Here is a 15,438-nt window from a genome sequence, read left to right on the forward strand (position 1 = left end):
AGAGCGTGGGAACGATCAGGTGCCGGTCTTTTGATCTGAGACATGGCGCTTGACCTTGCCCGCATGGCAAGGTTGATCCTGTAGGTATCTTCTACAGGGAGCGTGACCGATGTCCGAATCCACCACTTTCGATCTGCCGATTGCCGGCATGACCTGCGCCAGTTGCGCCGGGCGTGTCGAGCGTGCCTTGAGCAAAGTCATCGGCGCCTCTGCCGTCAGCGTCAACCTGGCCACCGAACAGGCCCGTGTTCAAGCGCCCAGCGACAGCCTGCCGGCCTTGATGGAGGCGGTGCAGCAGGCGGGTTACAGCGTGCCGCAGCAGACCCTGGAATTGAGCATCGACGGCATGACCTGCGCCTCCTGCGTCGGCCGGGTCGAACGAGCGCTGGCCAAGGTGCCGGGGGTCAAAAGCGTCAGCGTCAATCTGGCCAACGAACGCGCCCACCTTGAGTTGCTCGGCCAGATCGATCCGCAAACCCTGATCGCGGCTGTGACCAAGGCCGGCTATAGCGCCAGCGTCTGGGAGGTAGAACACCCGCAGACCGACAATCAACAACAGCGCCTGCACCGCGAGCGTTGGGCCTTGATCATGGCGATCATCCTCGCCTTGCCATTGGTGCTACCGATGCTGCTGCAACCGTTCGGCGTGCACTGGATGCTCCCGGCCTGGGTGCAATTTGCGTTGGCCACGCCGGTGCAATTCATCTTCGGTGCGCGGTTTTATGTCGCGGCCTGGAAAGCCGTGCGCGCCGGTGCCGGCAACATGGATTTGCTGGTCGCGTTGGGCACCAGCGCCGGTTATGGCTTGAGTCTCTATGAATGGGCCACCGCTGCCGGGCGCATGCCGCACCTGTATTTTGAGGCCTCGGCGGTGGTGATCGCCCTGGTGCTGCTGGGCAAATACCTGGAAAGCCGCGCCAAACGCCAGACCGCCAGTGCCATTCGCGCCCTCGAAGCCTTGCGTCCGGAGCGGGCGATTCAGGTGATCGACGGCCGCGAACAGGATGTCGCCATCAGTGCGTTACGCCTCAATGATCTGGTCATGGTCAAACCCGGTGAACGCTTCCCGGTGGACGGTGAAGTGGTCGAAGGCCAGAGCCACGCCGACGAAGCGCTGATCAGCGGCGAAAGCCTGCCGGTGCCCAAACAACCCGGCGACAAGGTCACCGGTGGCGCAATCAACGGCGAAGGCCGATTGCTCGTTCGCACCCTGGCCTTGGGCGCGGAAACCGTGCTCGCCCGCATCATCCGCCTGGTCGAAGATGCTCAAGCGGCGAAGGCACCGATCCAGAAGTTGGTGGATAAAGTCAGCCAGGTGTTCGTGCCAACGGTGCTGCTGATTGCGTTGGCGACCTTGATCGGGTGGTGGTTGTACGGCGCTCCGATAGAAACGGCGCTGATCAATGCCGTGGCGGTATTGGTGATCGCCTGCCCTTGTGCACTCGGGTTGGCCACACCAACGGCGATCATGGCCGGCACCGGCGTGGCGGCGCGCCACGGGATTCTGATCAAGGACGCCGAGGCTTTGGAGCGTGCCCATGAAGTCAGTGCGGTGGTATTCGACAAGACTGGCACGCTGACGTCGGGGACTCCGCGCATCGCCCATTTGAGCGCCATCAATAGTGACGAAGCAGCCCTGCTGCAAATGGCCGGCGCCCTGCAACGCGGCAGCGAACACCCACTGGCCAAAGCGGTGCTGGACGCTTGCGCCGAGCGCGGTTTGACCGTGGCCGATGTTACCGACAGCCAGTCCCTGACCGGCCGTGGCATCGCGGGCTCTCTCGGAGGTCGTCGATTGGCGTTGGGCAATCGTCGTCTCCTGGAAGAGAACGGCTTGAGCGCAGGTGAATGGGCGGCCTCCGCCACCGCGTGGGAGACCGAAGGCCGGACCCTGTCCTGGCTGATCGAGCAAAGCCCCGAGCCGCGAGTATTGGGCCTCTTCGCTTTCGGCGACACCCTCAAACCCGGCGCGCTGCAAGCCGTGCAACAACTCAGTGCACGCAACATCAGCAGCCACCTGCTGACCGGCGACAATCGCGGCAGTGCCAAAGTGGTTGCCGAGGCGCTGGGCATCAAGGATGTCCACGCCGAAGTACTGCCGGCCGATAAAGCCGCCACCGTCGCCGAACTGAAAAAAACCGGCGTGGTAGCGATGGTCGGCGACGGCATCAACGACGCCCCTGCCTTGGCCGCCGCCGACATCGGCATCGCCATGGGCGGTGGCACCGACGTTGCGATGCACGCGGCCGGGATCACCTTGATGCGCGGCGACCCACGGCTGGTGCCGGCAGCGCTGGAGATCAGCCGCAAGACCTACGCGAAGATTCGTCAGAACCTGTTCTGGGCCTTCGTCTACAACTTGATTGGTATTCCGCTGGCAGCGTTCGGCTTCCTCAACCCGGTGCTGGCCGGTGCGGCCATGGCGTTGTCGAGCGTCAGTGTGGTGAGCAATGCGTTGCTGTTGAAAACCTGGAAACCCAAGGATCTGGAGGACAACCGATGAACATCGGTCAAGCGGCCCGCCAAAGCGGCCTGAGCGCGAAGATGATCCGTTATTACGAATCCATCGGTTTGCTCAAGGCCGCCCATCGTACCGACAGCGGTTACCGGATTTACGGCGCCGACGACCTGCACACCCTGGCATTCATCAAGCGTTCCCGGGACCTGGGGTTCTCACTGGAAGAGGTCGGCAAGCTGCTGACCCTCTGGCAGGACCGCCAAAGAGCCAGCGCCGACGTGAAGGCCCTGGCCCGTCAGCACATCGACGAACTGAACCAGAAAATCCGCGAACTCGGCCAGCTGCGCGACACCCTGCAGGACCTGGTCGAACACTGCCACGGTGATCACCGTCCCGACTGCCCGATCCTCAAGAACCTGGAGTCGGGCTGTTGCGCACAACCCGTTCGCCCCTGATTGCCAGCCCCTTCACCACCAACAAAGTGGTGAGGGGAATCCCGTGGAACAACAGCACCACGGCACCCGGCGTCCACCACGAATAGAACGGCGCGGCGATCAGCATGCCGACGCCGAACCCGGTCATTTGCAGCAGTGTCAGGAAGCTGAAAATCGGCAGGCGCAGGCTGTCCGGTTCACGTTGCAGCCGCGACATCAGGCCGACTTCCGAGAAACCGTCGCCGAGGCCAGCCGGCAACGAGAACAACAGCAAACCGTAGAGCGTTTGCTGCTGAAACATCAGGATGAAGCCGCAGGACATCAACAACACACCAAAGAAGAATCGCCGCTCCAGGTTCACGTTGTCCGAGCCTTTCAGCCGGCTGGCGATGCGCGCGCCGATCAGTTTGCCGCTGGCCCAGACGGCCAGCATCAGGCCAAGCGTGGTGCTGGCCGACTCGGGCGTCAGCAGTCTGGAAATGATCGGAAAACCCACGTTGTGCGCGGCGCTGCCAAGGGTGTCAGCCATCGCCACGGCGAGCATCGCCGCCACCACCGGTGTACTGCGCAGCCCCTGCAGCAGGGCCGCCCCTTCACCACGTTCGTGAGTGGGTTCGTCACTGGGCGCAGGGTGTGAAAAACGCAGCGGCAAGATGAACAACGCGGCCAGCAGATAAGTGACCACATTCAATGCAAACACCGTTTCAAAGCCGAATGCTGCCACCAATAGCCCTGACACCAGACTTCCGCCGACCATGGCTGCCGACGACGCCGAGGTGATCCAGGCGTTGGTCTTGAGCAGATGTTCGCTTTCGATCAAGTGCGGTAACTGACTGTTGAGGCCGATCGCGAACATCGAATTGCCGAATCCCAGACCGAAAGCGATCGCCGGTAACAACAACATCTGCTGGGTGACTGGCAGCACCAGCAACAGGCCCAGCAGCCCCGCGCGTAACAGATCAAAGGCAATCAGCGGCAGGCGCCCGGCCCAGCGACGATAAAACGTCGTGCCGATGAGGCTGGCGAAGATCCCACCCGCCACGCGGCTGGCGAGAAAGACCCCGACGTTCATGGCGCTGTTGCTGAGCAGGTAGACGTAGGTGGCCAGGGCGACCATGTTGAGGAAGGCGCCAAAGTCCGAGACAAGACGGGCGGTGATGATCAGTTGGGCGTTGCGGGGGGATGCGGTGTTCACATTCAATCCTTGAGTGTGGGTTCGGCCGGTGGGCAGTAGACGTGATTTTGTGTGGATCTGGAAGCCACCCCTCACCCTAACCCTCTCCCCAGAGGGTAGAGGGGACTGACCGAGGTGCTCTTGGAGCTACATCGACCTGAGGTTCCGAGTCGAACTCAGGCTTTGAAAAACATGAAGATCTGCTCCCTTTCCCCCTCTCCCCTCTGGGGCGGTCCGACGTTTCGGGAGGGCTGGGGTGAGGGGTCGATCCACATGACACACCACCAAAGTCCAGCAAACACAAAAAACCCGGCCGAAGCCGGGTTTTTTTTAACCAATCACTGCATCCAAGGCGGAGGCGGCTCTTCGGTTTTGCCCGGTGGCGCATCATCTGCCGCGCGCACCGCTTGTTTACGCTCTTCATCAAGGCGTGCCGCCTCGATCTCGCGCATGATCCCGCCAACGTCGGCCAACTCTTCCGGCTCATCGAACTCGCCGGTCAAGATGCTGGCCGGGTGCAAGGTGCCGGCTTCGAACAGGGCCCACATTTCCTTGGCGTACTTGGTCTTTTTCAACTCCGGCGCAAACCGCCCGAAGTAGGACGCCATGTTGCCCACATCCCGCTCCAGCATGCTGAACGCGTGGTTGTTGCCCGCCGCGTCGACCGCTTGCGGCAGGTCGATGATCACCGGGCCGGTCGGGGTCAGCAGTACGTTGAACTCCGACAGGTCACCGTGCACCAGACCGGTACACAACATCAGCACGATCTGCGAAATCAGGAACGCGTGATACTCGCGCGCCTGATCCGGTTCCAGCACCACGTCGTTCAGACGCGGCGCGGCATCACCGTACTCATCGGCCACCAGTTCCATCAGCAGCACGCCTTCAAGGAAGTCGTATGGCTGAGGAACCCGGACGCCAGCACCGGCCAGACGGAACAATGCCGCCACTTCGGCATTCTGCCAGGCGTCTTCGGTTTCTTTCTTGCCGAACTTGGAGCCCTTGGCCATCGCTCGAGCCTGACGGCTGTTGCGCACCTTGCGGCCTTCCTGATACTCGGCCGCCTGACGGAAACTGCGTTTATTCGCCTCCTTGTAGACCTTCGCGCAACGTAACTCGTTGCCGCAGCGCACCACATAAACAGCTGCTTCTTTACCACTCATGAGTGGGCGCAGCACCTCGTCGACCAGACCGTCCTCGATCAGGGGTTCAATGCGTTTTGGAGTCTTCATCAGCTTTTATTGGGGGTCCTTTATTACCAAACACGCGAAAGTCATTCGTTATACGGCAATCCACTCATTCGGGGGAGGGGTTGCCGACCTATGAACGTTTCAGTGACCGTCAACAAGCACACAATGTGCCGGATTAATCGGTCAACAACCGCCGGTCGTCATCGGCCGCCACAGATCATAGCTGACCCTGCGTCACTTGTTGCTGAAGGGCTAAGCGGGTATTTGCGACAGAAGCTGACATCTCGATTCATACCCTTCGTAGGATTTTTCTTAAAAGGCCTCAATTTCCGCCTCGGCCAGCCGAAGTCATCAGAGACAAAGTGATTTGTCCGACAATCGTTTCAACTACAACAACGATGGCGCACTCACGGAACCGGGTCGATCAAAAACGTTTACGGCTGCCAATAATCCGCGAGTCATCTGCACTGCGTGGGCCTACAAGAAAAATCTGGAGCGCGGATGAACATCAAACAGAAGTTGACCTGGGCGTTTGCAATCATCGCCTGCTTGCCGGTGGTGCTGGTCGCTACCCTGGTTGTGCTGAACTTGCGCAGTGATGCCAAGGACAGTTTCGTCGACGGTAGTGGCCGCGAGATTCGACAGGTCAGCAACGCCATGCAACTGTTCTTTGACGGCATCAGCCAGAACGTGGATTACCTGGCGACCCAACCGCTGATCAAGAATTCCGACGACAGCCTCAAGACCTACATGAGCGCCAACGCCGAGAGCATTCCTCAAGGCGAGATGGACAAGAAGGTCTTCGGCCTCCTTCAGGACCTGGGTAACAGTCATCCGTCCTACGCCTATGCCATCCTCGGCACCGCGGCGGGCGGTTATGTGTCCTGGCCGGACGATGCCAAGCTGAGCAATTACGACCCGCGCCAGCGCCCCTGGTACAAGGCTGCCCAGGCCAAACCGGGCAAACCGTTGCGCACTGAGGCCTATTACTGGGCCCAGGATGATGCGACGTACGTCAGTACCGTGCGCACCATCGACAACAAGTTGGGCACCAATGGCGGCGTGGTCAGCATCGACGTGACGCTTAAACAGCTCACCGAAATCGTCAAACAGATCAAGCTCGGTGAAACCGGCTACCTGATGCTGCTGGAAAACACCGGCACTGTGCTGGTCGATCCGAAGCAACCGGAACATAACTTCAAGGCATTGAGCAGCCTCGGCGACGGCTACGCGCAACTGGCCAAGGCCGGCAAAGGGCTGGTGGAAGTCGAACTGAACGGCGAACGCTACATGGCCAACGTCTGGCCGTCGGAGCAGCTGGGCTGGACCTTTATCGGCCTGATCAAGCAGACCGACGTGATGAGTTCGGCCACCCAGTTGACCTGGCTGATCGCGATCATCGCCGCCGTGCTGGCCGTGTTCTTCGCCATCGTTGGCGCCAGTTTCGCCAGCCTCATCGTGCGACCGATCCGCAGCGTGGCCAGCGGTCTGGAAGGCATCGCCCAAGGCGAAGGCGACCTGACCAAGAACCTGCAAATCCGTGGCAGCGACGAAACCGCGCAACTGGCCAACTGGTTCAACCAGTTTTTGGCGGCGATTCGCAACCTGATCCAGAGCATTGGCGGCGCTGCGACCAAGATCCTCGCCACCTCCAAGAGTTCGACCCAGGTCTCCAGCGACATGGCCGAAGCCGCCGGGCGTCAGCGCGAAGCGGTGGACATGGTTTCCACGGCGTTCCACGAAATGGTCGCCACCGCCAACGAAGTCGCGCGCTCTTGCAGCCAGGCAGCGGAATCGGCCGACAGCGGCCAGCGTCAGGCGCGTGAAGGTCAGCAGCAGATTGATGCGGCCGTGACCAGCGTTGATCGCTTGAGCCAGGAAATCGAACAGTCGGCCCAGTCGATGCAACAGCTTGAGCGCGACAGCAACGACATTCAGTCAATCCTCGGGACCATTCGCTCGATTGCCGAACAGACCAACCTGCTGGCGCTGAACGCGGCCATTGAAGCGGCGCGGGCCGGTGAACAGGGTCGTGGGTTTGCGGTGGTGGCCGATGAAGTTCGGGCGCTGGCCAAGCGGACTGCCGATTCCACGGCGGAAATCGACGGTTTGCTGGGCAACCTCGCCAAACGTACGAGCCAGGTGACTCAGCAAATGCATGCGAGCCTGGAAGTGTCCCAGCAATCGGTGACACGGATCGGTGAAGCACGCAGCAGCTTCGGGCTGATTCGCGAGTCGGTGGACGTGATCCGCGACATGAACACCCAGATCGCTACCGCGGCGGAAGAACAGCATCAGGTGGCTGAAGACATCAATCGGCACATCAGCCAGATTCATGGTGATGCGCAGTTGGTGGCGGAACTGGCGAACTCGGCGCGGCTGGATTCGCAGAGCCTGGCGGGGTTGTCGAATGAACTGGATGGTTTGGTTCGCCGCTTCAGGACCTGATCCAGAATCCTGATGGCCGCTGCGCGGCCAATCGCGAGCAGGCTCGCGATGAGGCCGTCACTGCTTGAACAGTTCACCGGGGGTAAACCCGAACAGGCTTTTGAACGCCGCAATAAACGCCGACGTCGAGTCATACCCACAAGACAGCGCGGCATTGGTCACGCTGTCACCCTCCTCCAGCAAACTCAGCGACGACAGCAATCGCATCCGCTGGCGCCACCCCCGAAAGCTCAACCCGGTTTCCCGCTGGAACAACCGCATCAAGGTCTTCTCCGACGTCCCCAACCGCTCGGCCCACGCCTGCAAGGTCACATTGCGCTCAGGGCTTTCGATCAGCTCGTTGCACAACCCCAGCAACCGTTCATGGCGCGGCAACGGCAGCGAGAAGCTAACTTCCGGCAGATGCGCCAACTGATCCAGCAGCACACTCACCAGCCGCGCCTCCTGACTGTCGCCCTGTGGATATTCAACCGGCAGCAAACAAAAACTCTTGATCAGCTCCCGGGCCAACGGCGTCACTTCCAGCACTCGGCAGCGCCCGTCCGCCCATTCACAATCCTCGCGGCGCACATAGAGGCTGCGCATCTCGGCGCGCATCGAAGTCACCACTTGGTGTTCGAGATCCGCCGGAATCCAGATTCCCCACTGCGGCGGCGCAAAGAAACTGCCTTCGGCGGTGTGCACGCCGAGAACGCCGCTGATCGCGTAGGAAAACTGCACCCAATCGTGCCGATGCGGCGGCGTCCATGAACCGGCGTTGAGACTTTCCGCACGGGCATACAGCGGACGCGGCAGCGCCGTCAGCGTCGGAATCGTCCGCTCGAGGGAAAGTTGTCCGTTAGTCGGCATTGATTGGCCTTATGTCGCAAGACGGCGGATGGAGCCGACGTTAGGCTAAGTCACCAATTCTTACAAATGTATTCGGTGCCTGTTATGCATGCCTTCAAACACCTCAAACGCGTGGTCACCGACTGGTTCTTGTGCGGCATGTTGATCGCCACGCTGCTGGCGTATTTCTTCCCGACCTTTGGTGCCACCGGCGGCGGAATGCATGCTGAATATGTAATCAACATCGGTGTGTTCCTGGTGTTCTTCCTGCACGGCGTCAACCTGTCCAGCGAGCAGATCACTCACGGTCTGAAAAACTGGAAGCTGCACGTGATGGTTCAGGGTTTCACCTTCGCGGTGTTTCCGCTGATCTGGCTGCTCAGTGACAAGCTGTTGGGTTCGCACATTCCGTCGCTACTGATGCTGGGGTTCCTGTACCTCTGTGCCCTGCCCTCGACCATCTCCTCGTCTGTGGCCCTGACCGGCAGCGCGGGCGGCAACGTACCGGCGGCGATTCTCAACGCGAGCCTCTCCAGCGTGCTGGGGATTTTCCTGACGCCGTTGCTGGTGAGTTTCGTGGTCGGCAGCGGCGCGGGCGGCATCGATCTGGGCTCAACCCTGCTCGACCTCTGCGCCATGTTGCTGTTGCCACTGGTACTCGGCCAAATGTTGCGGCCATTCCTGGGCAAATTCTTCGCCCGCCACAAGCGCTACACCAATATTGCCGACAAGCTGGTGATTCTGTTGCTGGTCTACGCGGCGTTCTGCAATTCGATGGTCTCGGGGATGTGGCAAAAGCAGGGCAACAGCGTGATCCTCACGGCACTGATCGGCAGTGCGATCCTGCTGGCGATCATCCTGTGGATGACCACCCGCACCGCTCGCGCATTGAAATTCAGCCCGGCCGATGAAATCGCCGCGGTATTTTGCGCCAGCAAGAAATCCCTGGCCGCCGGCGCGCCAATGGCGGCGCTGATCTTCGGCGCCAACCCGGGGCTTGGGCTGATCCTGCTGCCGATCATGATCTACCACCCGTTGCAGCTGATCGTCTGCTCGGTCATGGCCGAGAGTTACGCCAACCGCAACCGGCAGCTGGCGCAACAGCAAAACGCCCCAGTCCTCAGCGCTCAATAATTACTGTAATGCCCTGACCACCGGCGGCGCAGATCGAGATCAAGCCTCGACCCTTGCCCGCCGCATCCAGCAATTTCGCCAGGTTGGCGACGATACGGGCGCCGGTCGCGGCAAACGGATGCCCCGCCGCCAGTGAACTGCCTTTGACGTTGAGGCGGCTGCGGTCGATGGAGCCCAGTGGCGCATCGAGACCGAGGCGGGTTTTGCAATATTCCGGATCCTCCCAGGCCTTCAGCGTGCAGAGCACCTGCGCGGCGAAGGCTTCGTGGATTTCGTAGTAATCGAAGTCCTGCAAGGTCAGGCCATTGCGCGCCAGCAAACGCGGCACCGCATACACGGGCGCCATCAGCAATCCTTCCGCACCGCTGACGAAATCCACCGCCGCCACCTCGCCATCGCGCAAATAGGCAAGGATCGGCAGACCACGTTCCTTGGCCCATTCTTCACTGCCCAGCAGCACCAACGACGCGCCATCGGTGAGCGGCGTCGAGTTGCCCGCCGTCAGGGTGCCCTTGGCGCTTTTCTCGAAGGCCGGTTTCAGTGAGGCGAGTTTCTCCAGGGTCAGATCCGGGCGCAGGTTGTTGTCGCGGGTCAGGCCGAGGAACGGTGTCATCAAATCGTTGTGCCAGCCTTCGGTGTAGGACGCGGCCATTTTCTGGTGACTGTCCAACGCCAGTTGGTCCTGTTCGTCGCGCGGAATGTTCCAGGCCTGGGCCATCAACTCGCAGTACTCGCCCATCGACAGACCGGTGCGCGACTCGCTGATGCTTGGAAAGTCGGGTATCAAATGGCGGGGACGCAGTTGCAGGAAGGTTTTCAGTTTGTCGGCGGTGGTTCGGGCGCGGTTGGCCTGCAGGAGGATCTTGCGCAGGCTTTCGTTGACACCGATCGGCACGTCCGAGGCTGTGTCGACGCCACCGGCAATGCCACATTCGATCTGACCCAGGGCGATTTTGTTCGCCACCAACAACGTCGCCTCCAGCCCAGTGCCGCAGGCTTGCTGGATGTCGTAGGCCGGGGTGGTTGGCGACAGCCGCGAGCCGAGCACACATTCGCGGGTCAGGCTCATATCCCGGGCGTGCTTGGCCACCGCCCCCGCCGCCACCTCGCCCATGCGCAAACCGTGCAGGTTGTAGCGTTCGATCAGGCCTTCGAGCGCGGCGGTGAGCATCGCCTGGTTACTGGCAGTGGCGTACGGCCCGTTGGACCGGGCAAAGGGGATACGGTTACCACCAATAATCGCAACGCGGCGCAGTTGAGTCATGAAAAGCTCCTGATGAAATATCTGAAAGTTAAACCCAATCCCTGTGGGAGCGACCTGCTCGCGAAGAGGTCAGCACATTCAACATCTATTTCGGCTGATACTCCGCCTTCGCGAGCAGGCTCGCTCCCACAGGTTATGCATTCCCCTGAAAGCCCGGGTACAAACTACTCTGCAATGATCAAGCGTAGGCCTTATCTCGTGGATCGAACGACTGATTGCCATTCATGGTCCACACTTTGAACCCCAGCAGCTGGAGTGCGTTACATGTCTGACCGCTATATCGACTTCGCCAATTCGTCCATCGGCCATCGTTTGGTCGGGGCCCTGGGTCTGCCGTCGCCGGTTCGGCTGGAGCGCTGGCAAGCCGGCCGGCTGCGGCCTGTCGAGGGGGCGCTGTTGTTAGGCGGTGGCCCCTTGACGGAAAAAATCGGCACCTTCGCCAACCGCCTGACCGACGCGATTTACAGCTACGGCACCGAGCCTTCGCTGGCCACCGCGTGGATTCCCGGTCACGGCCCCAAACTCAAAGCCGTGGTGTTTGACGCCAGTGACCTGGTGCAAACCGATCAACTCAAACAGTTGCGCGAGTTCTTCCAGCCGTTGATTAAAAACCTCGACAGCAGCGCGCACCTGGTGATTCTGGGTCGCGCGCCGGAGACCTTGAGCGATCCGTTCGCCGCCAGCGCCCAGCGAGCACTGGAAGGTTTCAGCCGTTCGCTGGCCAAGGAATTGCGCAGCGGCGGCACCTTGCAGCTGATTTATGTTGGAGAAGGGGCGGAGGATCAACTGGAAGGCCCGCTGAGGTTTTTCCTCTCGCCCAAAAGTGCGTTCGTTTCCGGGCAAGTGATTCGCTTGAATGCTTGCGACACACAAGTGACGGACTGGACTCGTCCATTGTCCGGCCGCAAGGCACTGGTCACGGGGGCTGCACGCGGCATTGGCGCCTCCATCGCCGAAACCCTGGCCCGTGACGGGGCCGACGTGATCCTGCTCGACGTAGCACCGGCCAAGACTGATCTCGAAGCCCTCGCCGCACGCCTCGGCGGGCGCAGCATCACCCTGGACATTTGCGCCGAAGATGCCGCTGCGCAGTTGATCGAGCAACTGCCCGACGGCATCGACATCGTGGTGCACAACGCGGGCATCACCCGGGATAAAACCCTGGCCAACATGACCCCGGAATTCTGGGACGCGGTGCTGGCGGTCAACCTCAATGCGCCGCAAGTGCTGACCAAGGCGCTGCTCGACAGCGGCACCCTGCACGACAATGGCCGGGTGATCCTGCTGGCGTCCATCAGCGGCATCGCCGGCAATCGCGGGCAAACCAATTACGCCGCGAGCAAGGCCGGGCTGATCGGCCTGGCCCAGGCCTGGGCGCCGACGCTCAATGAACGCGGCATCAGCATCAATGCGGTAGCACCCGGTTTCATCGAAACCCAGATGACCGCGCATCTTCCGTTCGGCGTGCGTGAGGCCGGGCGGCGCATGAGTTCGCTGGGCCAGGGCGGCCTGCCGCAAGACGTCGCCGAGGCGGTGGCGTGGCTGGCTCAACCGGGCACCGGCGCGTTTACCGGGCAGGCGCTGCGAGTGTGCGGACAAAGTGTTTTGGGGGCTTAGGCATGATCATCGATTGGCACACACTCAACCGCGAACCAAGCCTGTCGGGACTGTACGTGCGGGCCGCAACGCGACGCAAAATCACCGGCACCACCCTGCCCGATTCGGGTCTGCGCTGCTGGATCAATGTCGACCCCAAGCGTCTGACGGACTATCGCAAGGTCTGCGGTTTTGCCGAAAACGGTTTGTTGCCGCCAACCTATCCACACATCCTCGCGTTCGCATTGCAGATGCAATTGCTGACGGCCAAGGAATTTCCGTTCCCGCTGCTGGGGTTGATTCACCTGAGCAACCGCATTCGCATCTTTCGCCCTATGGGCGGCGTGAATCGCGTGCGCGTCAGCGTTCAGGTGCAAAACCTTCAGCCCCATGAAAAAGGCGCGACGTTCGACCTGGTGACGACACTCGACGATCAGTTGGGGACGTTGTGGGAAGCTGAAAGCCAGATGTTGTGCCGCGGGGTCAAACTCGCAGGCGAGCCCGTCGATGAAGTGTTGGCATCGACGCTGGAAATGTCAGAAGTGGCCCGCTGGAAAGCGCCGTCGGACATAGGACGGCAGTACGCCAAAGTGTCCGGCGACTACAACCCGATTCACCTGAGTGCCGTCAGCGCCAAACTCTTCGGTTTCCCGACGGCCATCGCCCATGGGTTGTGGATCAAGGCCCGAACCCTTGCGGCGCTTGCCGATCATCTGCCAGCGGCGAATGTCGAGATTGCGGTGCAATTCCGCAAACCGGTGCGGTTGCCCAGTGAGGTGACGTTGCTGGCCAGTGCGGCAGGGTCCAGTGGGGATTTAAGGTTGGTGGGCGCAGGGGATTTGGAGCATATGGCGGGGCATTGGCGGCCGGTTGCCTGACCCGACCGTTCCCACACTCTGCGTTCGGCTCTTGGGACGCAGAGCGTGGGAACGATCAATCACTGACTCACTAAATCCAAGCGAGGCTGCGGGAATAAATTATTCAAAGTCTCCAACAACCGCACGTGATAAATCGGCTTGCGAAACAGGTCGAGCACCTGCAACCGCAACATGTCACTGACATCCTCCATGTCCGCATGCCCCGACGTCACAATCACCGGCAAATGCTGGCGGGACGTATGCTCGCGCAATCGCTTGATCAACGACATGCCGCTCTCCTCCGGCATCCGCAGATCAGTGATCACCAACGCAATATCAGGGTGGCGCGTCAGATGGTGCAACGCGAGTTTGACTGAGGTGGCGGTAAAGCAATTGAAGCCCTCGCCCTCCAGCAATTCCGCCAACTCCAGTAAGGCATCCTCCTCATCATCGACCAGAAGAAGCTGTTGGCGTGGAAGTGAGGGAGCGTTCATGGGCAACACCTGCAATGGACTAAGCGCTGACGTTAGAACCCCTTTGGCACATTCGCAAGTTGCCGGCAAGAACTCGCCTCACCGTTATAGTGCGCCCTGAATAGTGGTAAACATGGCGGTGACAGCGTTGGAGATCGGCGTCACAAACGCCGCTAGAGCGACTGCCACCATGCCCGCAATAATGGCGTATTCGATACCCGAAGCACCTTCGGTATCTTTCGCCAGTCCCTTGAAAAAAACGATGTGGGATTTGATCTTCTGAGCAAGTTTGGAAAAGGACATGACGTTTCTCCTGGATACGACGGGTGTTGCACGGTCGCAACATGATTCCCCTATGCCAGCATCAGCATTGTCGGCATTCCCCGTACCCACAACTGTAAGAACGAATTATCACTAAAGTATTAATCGCTTCGTTGACGCCAAAAAACTCACGTTTTCACGCTAGCTACTTACTTTCGCTAGTTATTTTCAGGCCCGTAATGGCTTTTTGCTCTAGCTGAGCTACCGTCAAATAGCGAAATAGTTCCATGTTCATAGCTGCCTGATTGCGAAATTGTCTCGTTGGATGCGACGAGTCTTAAGCAGCAGGAAAGGGAGAGCCGTCATGAACAGTCGTATCACGCTGGGCCTGGCCGGTTTGTTTCTGGTGGGCGCCATTATTGCCGGTTATTGGGGCCTCACGCTGAGCCGTCAACCCGTTCCCGAGCCTGCCGTGCAACCCGGGATCGTCACGCCTGCGCCCATCGCCCAGGCACCTGCCCCTGTGGACGACCCCACCCGCCAACCGGTGGTGGTGCTGCTGCATGATGTGCCACCGTTCCTGCCGATCAGCGCCGCCGACGTGACCCTGGAAAAACTCCATACCGTCCCGGCCGGCAGCCTGAGCCGCCTCGATCAAGCCATTGGCCGAACCCCCTGGCGCGCCCTCAGCGCCGGCACCTGGCTCAATGATGAAAGCTTTGAAGCCGGCGGCAGACTGGCGCGGATGATTCGCCCCGATGAACGCGCCCTCGCCGTCGCGGTGGATGAAGTGATCAATGCCGGCGGACAACTGACACCGGGGGACTACGTCGATGTGCTGCTGTTTCTGCGCATGGACAACAACAACCTTCAGCCGTCGGCGCAACTGGTGGTGCCGGCCTTGCGGGTTCTCGGAGTAGGCGAACAGATGGGGTTGACCAACGACGGCCAACCCGCAAGCCCGGTCCGCAGCATCGAAGAAAAACTCAGGCAGGAACAATTGCGCGCCAGCGCCCGCAGCGTCTTGCTTGCCGTCCCCGAACAACTACTGAGTCGGTTGATGCTCGCAGCCCAGGCCGGTGTGTTACGCCTGGCCGTACGCAGCGCCGATGAAAAACGTCTGGCTCGTTACTGGGCTGGCGAAAGCGATTCATCGGCCAACCTTGCCAGTGCCAACCGCGAGTTGATGCAGTTCAGCCAACTGGCCATGACGCCCCCACCCAAACCTGTCGCCACCCACGGCGGCACAGCACCGCGCAAGTCGAGCGTGGAAGTCATCCGCGGCAACGAAATCACCCAACAAAATCCCTGAGTCGAGCAA

13 protein-coding genes and 1 pseudogene are annotated in these 15,438 nt (G+C 60.7%); 8 read left to right on the forward strand and 6 right to left on the reverse strand.

Going from position 1 to position 15,438, the window contains the following annotated elements:
• Positions 1-109: 109 nt before the first annotated feature.
• Positions 110-2,503 carry a heavy metal translocating P-type ATPase gene (locus JFU47_RS14055; RefSeq protein ID WP_201183611.1) on the forward strand — a complete coding sequence of 798 codons (2,394 nt, stop codon included), beginning with the start codon at positions 110-112 and terminating at the stop codon, positions 2,501-2,503.
• Positions 2,500-2,913 (forward strand): Cu(I)-responsive transcriptional regulator, encoded by a 414-nt coding sequence (gene cueR, locus JFU47_RS14060; RefSeq protein WP_201183613.1) that lies wholly within the window; start codon positions 2,500-2,502, stop codon positions 2,911-2,913. Before JFU47_RS14055 ends, cueR begins: the two co-directional genes overlap by 4 nt.
• Here cueR and JFU47_RS14065 read toward each other — a convergent pair.
• Both JFU47_RS14065 and JFU47_RS14070 read right to left on the reverse strand, forming a co-directional pair.
• On the reverse strand, positions 2,867-4,087 hold the full coding sequence (locus tag JFU47_RS14065) for an MFS transporter (protein WP_201183615.1): 1,221 nt from the start codon (positions 4,085-4,087) through the stop codon (positions 2,867-2,869). The two genes, cueR and JFU47_RS14065, sit on opposite strands and share 47 nt — an antisense overlap.
• Positions 4,088-4,404: 317 nt before the next feature.
• Positions 4,405-5,298: a PA4780 family RIO1-like protein kinase gene (locus JFU47_RS14070; protein ID WP_129438758.1), complete on the reverse strand. Its 894-nt coding sequence runs from the start codon at positions 5,296-5,298 to the stop codon at positions 4,405-4,407.
• A 459-nt stretch (positions 5,299-5,757) separates the two neighbouring features.
• Between JFU47_RS14070 and JFU47_RS33605 the strand changes: the two are divergent.
• Both JFU47_RS33605 and JFU47_RS33610 read left to right on the forward strand, forming a co-directional pair.
• Positions 5,758-6,846 (forward strand): annotated as a pseudogene (locus JFU47_RS33605) (cache domain-containing protein); the annotation flags it as partial.
• Between the two features lie 129 nt (positions 6,847-6,975).
• The gene (locus tag JFU47_RS33610; RefSeq protein WP_371917828.1) at positions 6,976-7,704 is read left to right on the forward strand and encodes a methyl-accepting chemotaxis protein; all 729 of its coding nucleotides are present in this window, start codon (positions 6,976-6,978) and stop codon (positions 7,702-7,704) included.
• A 57-nt stretch (positions 7,705-7,761) separates the two neighbouring features.
• On the opposite strand, the gene JFU47_RS14080 is transcribed toward JFU47_RS33610, so the two are convergent.
• Positions 7,762-8,553, reverse strand: a complete 792-nt coding sequence (locus JFU47_RS14080; protein WP_201183617.1) for an AraC family transcriptional regulator — start codon at positions 8,551-8,553, stop codon at positions 7,762-7,764.
• Positions 8,554-8,637: 84 nt separating this feature from the next.
• On the opposite strand from JFU47_RS14080, the gene JFU47_RS14085 reads away from it, so the two are divergent.
• On the forward strand, positions 8,638-9,666 hold the full coding sequence (locus JFU47_RS14085; protein WP_242485120.1) for a bile acid:sodium symporter family protein: 1,029 nt from the start codon (positions 8,638-8,640) through the stop codon (positions 9,664-9,666).
• On the opposite strand, the gene JFU47_RS14090 is transcribed toward JFU47_RS14085, so the two are convergent.
• Positions 9,653-10,930, reverse strand: a complete 1,278-nt coding sequence (locus JFU47_RS14090) for an acetyl-CoA C-acetyltransferase (RefSeq protein ID WP_201183621.1) — start codon at positions 10,928-10,930, stop codon at positions 9,653-9,655. The genes JFU47_RS14085 and JFU47_RS14090 overlap by 14 nt on opposite strands.
• Positions 10,931-11,194: 264 nt before the next feature.
• Here JFU47_RS14090 and JFU47_RS14095 point away from each other — a divergent pair, with 264 nt between their 5' ends.
• Together JFU47_RS14095 and JFU47_RS14100 are read left to right on the forward strand one after the other, a co-directional pair.
• On the forward strand, positions 11,195-12,547 hold the full coding sequence (locus JFU47_RS14095; protein WP_201183622.1) for a 3-oxoacyl-ACP reductase: 1,353 nt from the start codon (positions 11,195-11,197) through the stop codon (positions 12,545-12,547).
• Positions 12,548-12,549: 2 nt separating this feature from the next.
• Positions 12,550-13,404: a MaoC family dehydratase gene (locus tag JFU47_RS14100; protein WP_201183624.1), complete on the forward strand. Its 855-nt coding sequence runs from the start codon at positions 12,550-12,552 to the stop codon at positions 13,402-13,404.
• A gap of 59 nt (positions 13,405-13,463) precedes the next feature.
• Here the strand turns inward: JFU47_RS14100 and JFU47_RS14105 are convergent, their stop codons facing one another.
• Together JFU47_RS14105 and JFU47_RS14110 are read right to left on the reverse strand one after the other, a co-directional pair.
• Positions 13,464-13,877: a response regulator gene (locus JFU47_RS14105; protein ID WP_201183626.1), complete on the reverse strand. Its 414-nt coding sequence runs from the start codon at positions 13,875-13,877 to the stop codon at positions 13,464-13,466.
• Between the two features lie 84 nt (positions 13,878-13,961).
• A complete protein-coding gene (locus JFU47_RS14110) occupies positions 13,962-14,159 on the reverse strand; it encodes a Flp family type IVb pilin (RefSeq protein WP_201183628.1) in 198 nt (65 codons plus the stop codon).
• Positions 14,160-14,481: 322 nt separating this feature from the next.
• Between JFU47_RS14110 and cpaB the strand changes: the two genes are divergently transcribed.
• Entirely contained in the window at positions 14,482-15,429 is a 948-nt protein-coding gene (cpaB, locus tag JFU47_RS14115; RefSeq protein WP_201183630.1) for a Flp pilus assembly protein CpaB, read from the forward strand.
• Positions 15,430-15,438 lie beyond the last annotated feature (9 nt).

The sequence above is a fragment of the Pseudomonas sp. TH39(2020) genome (assembly GCF_016650715.1).
In the GTDB taxonomy this organism is placed as follows: domain Bacteria; phylum Pseudomonadota; class Gammaproteobacteria; order Pseudomonadales; family Pseudomonadaceae; genus Aquipseudomonas; species Aquipseudomonas mandelii_C.

Bases quoted from the DNA above. Each gene is read 5' to 3' on its own strand.
- JFU47_RS14055 (WP_201183611.1), top strand. From the start codon at position 110: ATGTCCGAATCCACCACTTTCGATCTGCCGATTGCCGGCATGACCTGC.
- cueR (WP_201183613.1), top strand. From the start codon at position 2,500: ATGAACATCGGTCAAGCGGCCCGCCAAAGCGGCCTGAGCGCGAAGATG.
- JFU47_RS14070 (WP_129438758.1), bottom strand. From the start codon at position 5,298: ATGAAGACTCCAAAACGCATTGAACCCCTGATCGAGGACGGTCTGGTC.
- JFU47_RS33610 (WP_371917828.1), top strand. From the start codon at position 6,976: ATGGTTTCCACGGCGTTCCACGAAATGGTCGCCACCGCCAACGAAGTC.
- JFU47_RS14080 (WP_201183617.1), bottom strand. From the start codon at position 8,553: ATGCCGACTAACGGACAACTTTCCCTCGAGCGGACGATTCCGACGCTG.
- JFU47_RS14085 (WP_242485120.1), top strand. From the start codon at position 8,638: ATGCATGCCTTCAAACACCTCAAACGCGTGGTCACCGACTGGTTCTTG.
- JFU47_RS14090 (WP_201183621.1), bottom strand. From the start codon at position 10,930: ATGACTCAACTGCGCCGCGTTGCGATTATTGGTGGTAACCGTATCCCC.
- JFU47_RS14095 (WP_201183622.1), top strand. From the start codon at position 11,195: ATGTCTGACCGCTATATCGACTTCGCCAATTCGTCCATCGGCCATCGT.
- JFU47_RS14100 (WP_201183624.1), top strand. From the start codon at position 12,550: ATGATCATCGATTGGCACACACTCAACCGCGAACCAAGCCTGTCGGGA.
- JFU47_RS14105 (WP_201183626.1), bottom strand. From the start codon at position 13,877: ATGAACGCTCCCTCACTTCCACGCCAACAGCTTCTTCTGGTCGATGAT.
- JFU47_RS14110 (WP_201183628.1), bottom strand. From the start codon at position 14,159: ATGTCCTTTTCCAAACTTGCTCAGAAGATCAAATCCCACATCGTTTTT.
- cpaB (WP_201183630.1), top strand. From the start codon at position 14,482: ATGAACAGTCGTATCACGCTGGGCCTGGCCGGTTTGTTTCTGGTGGGC.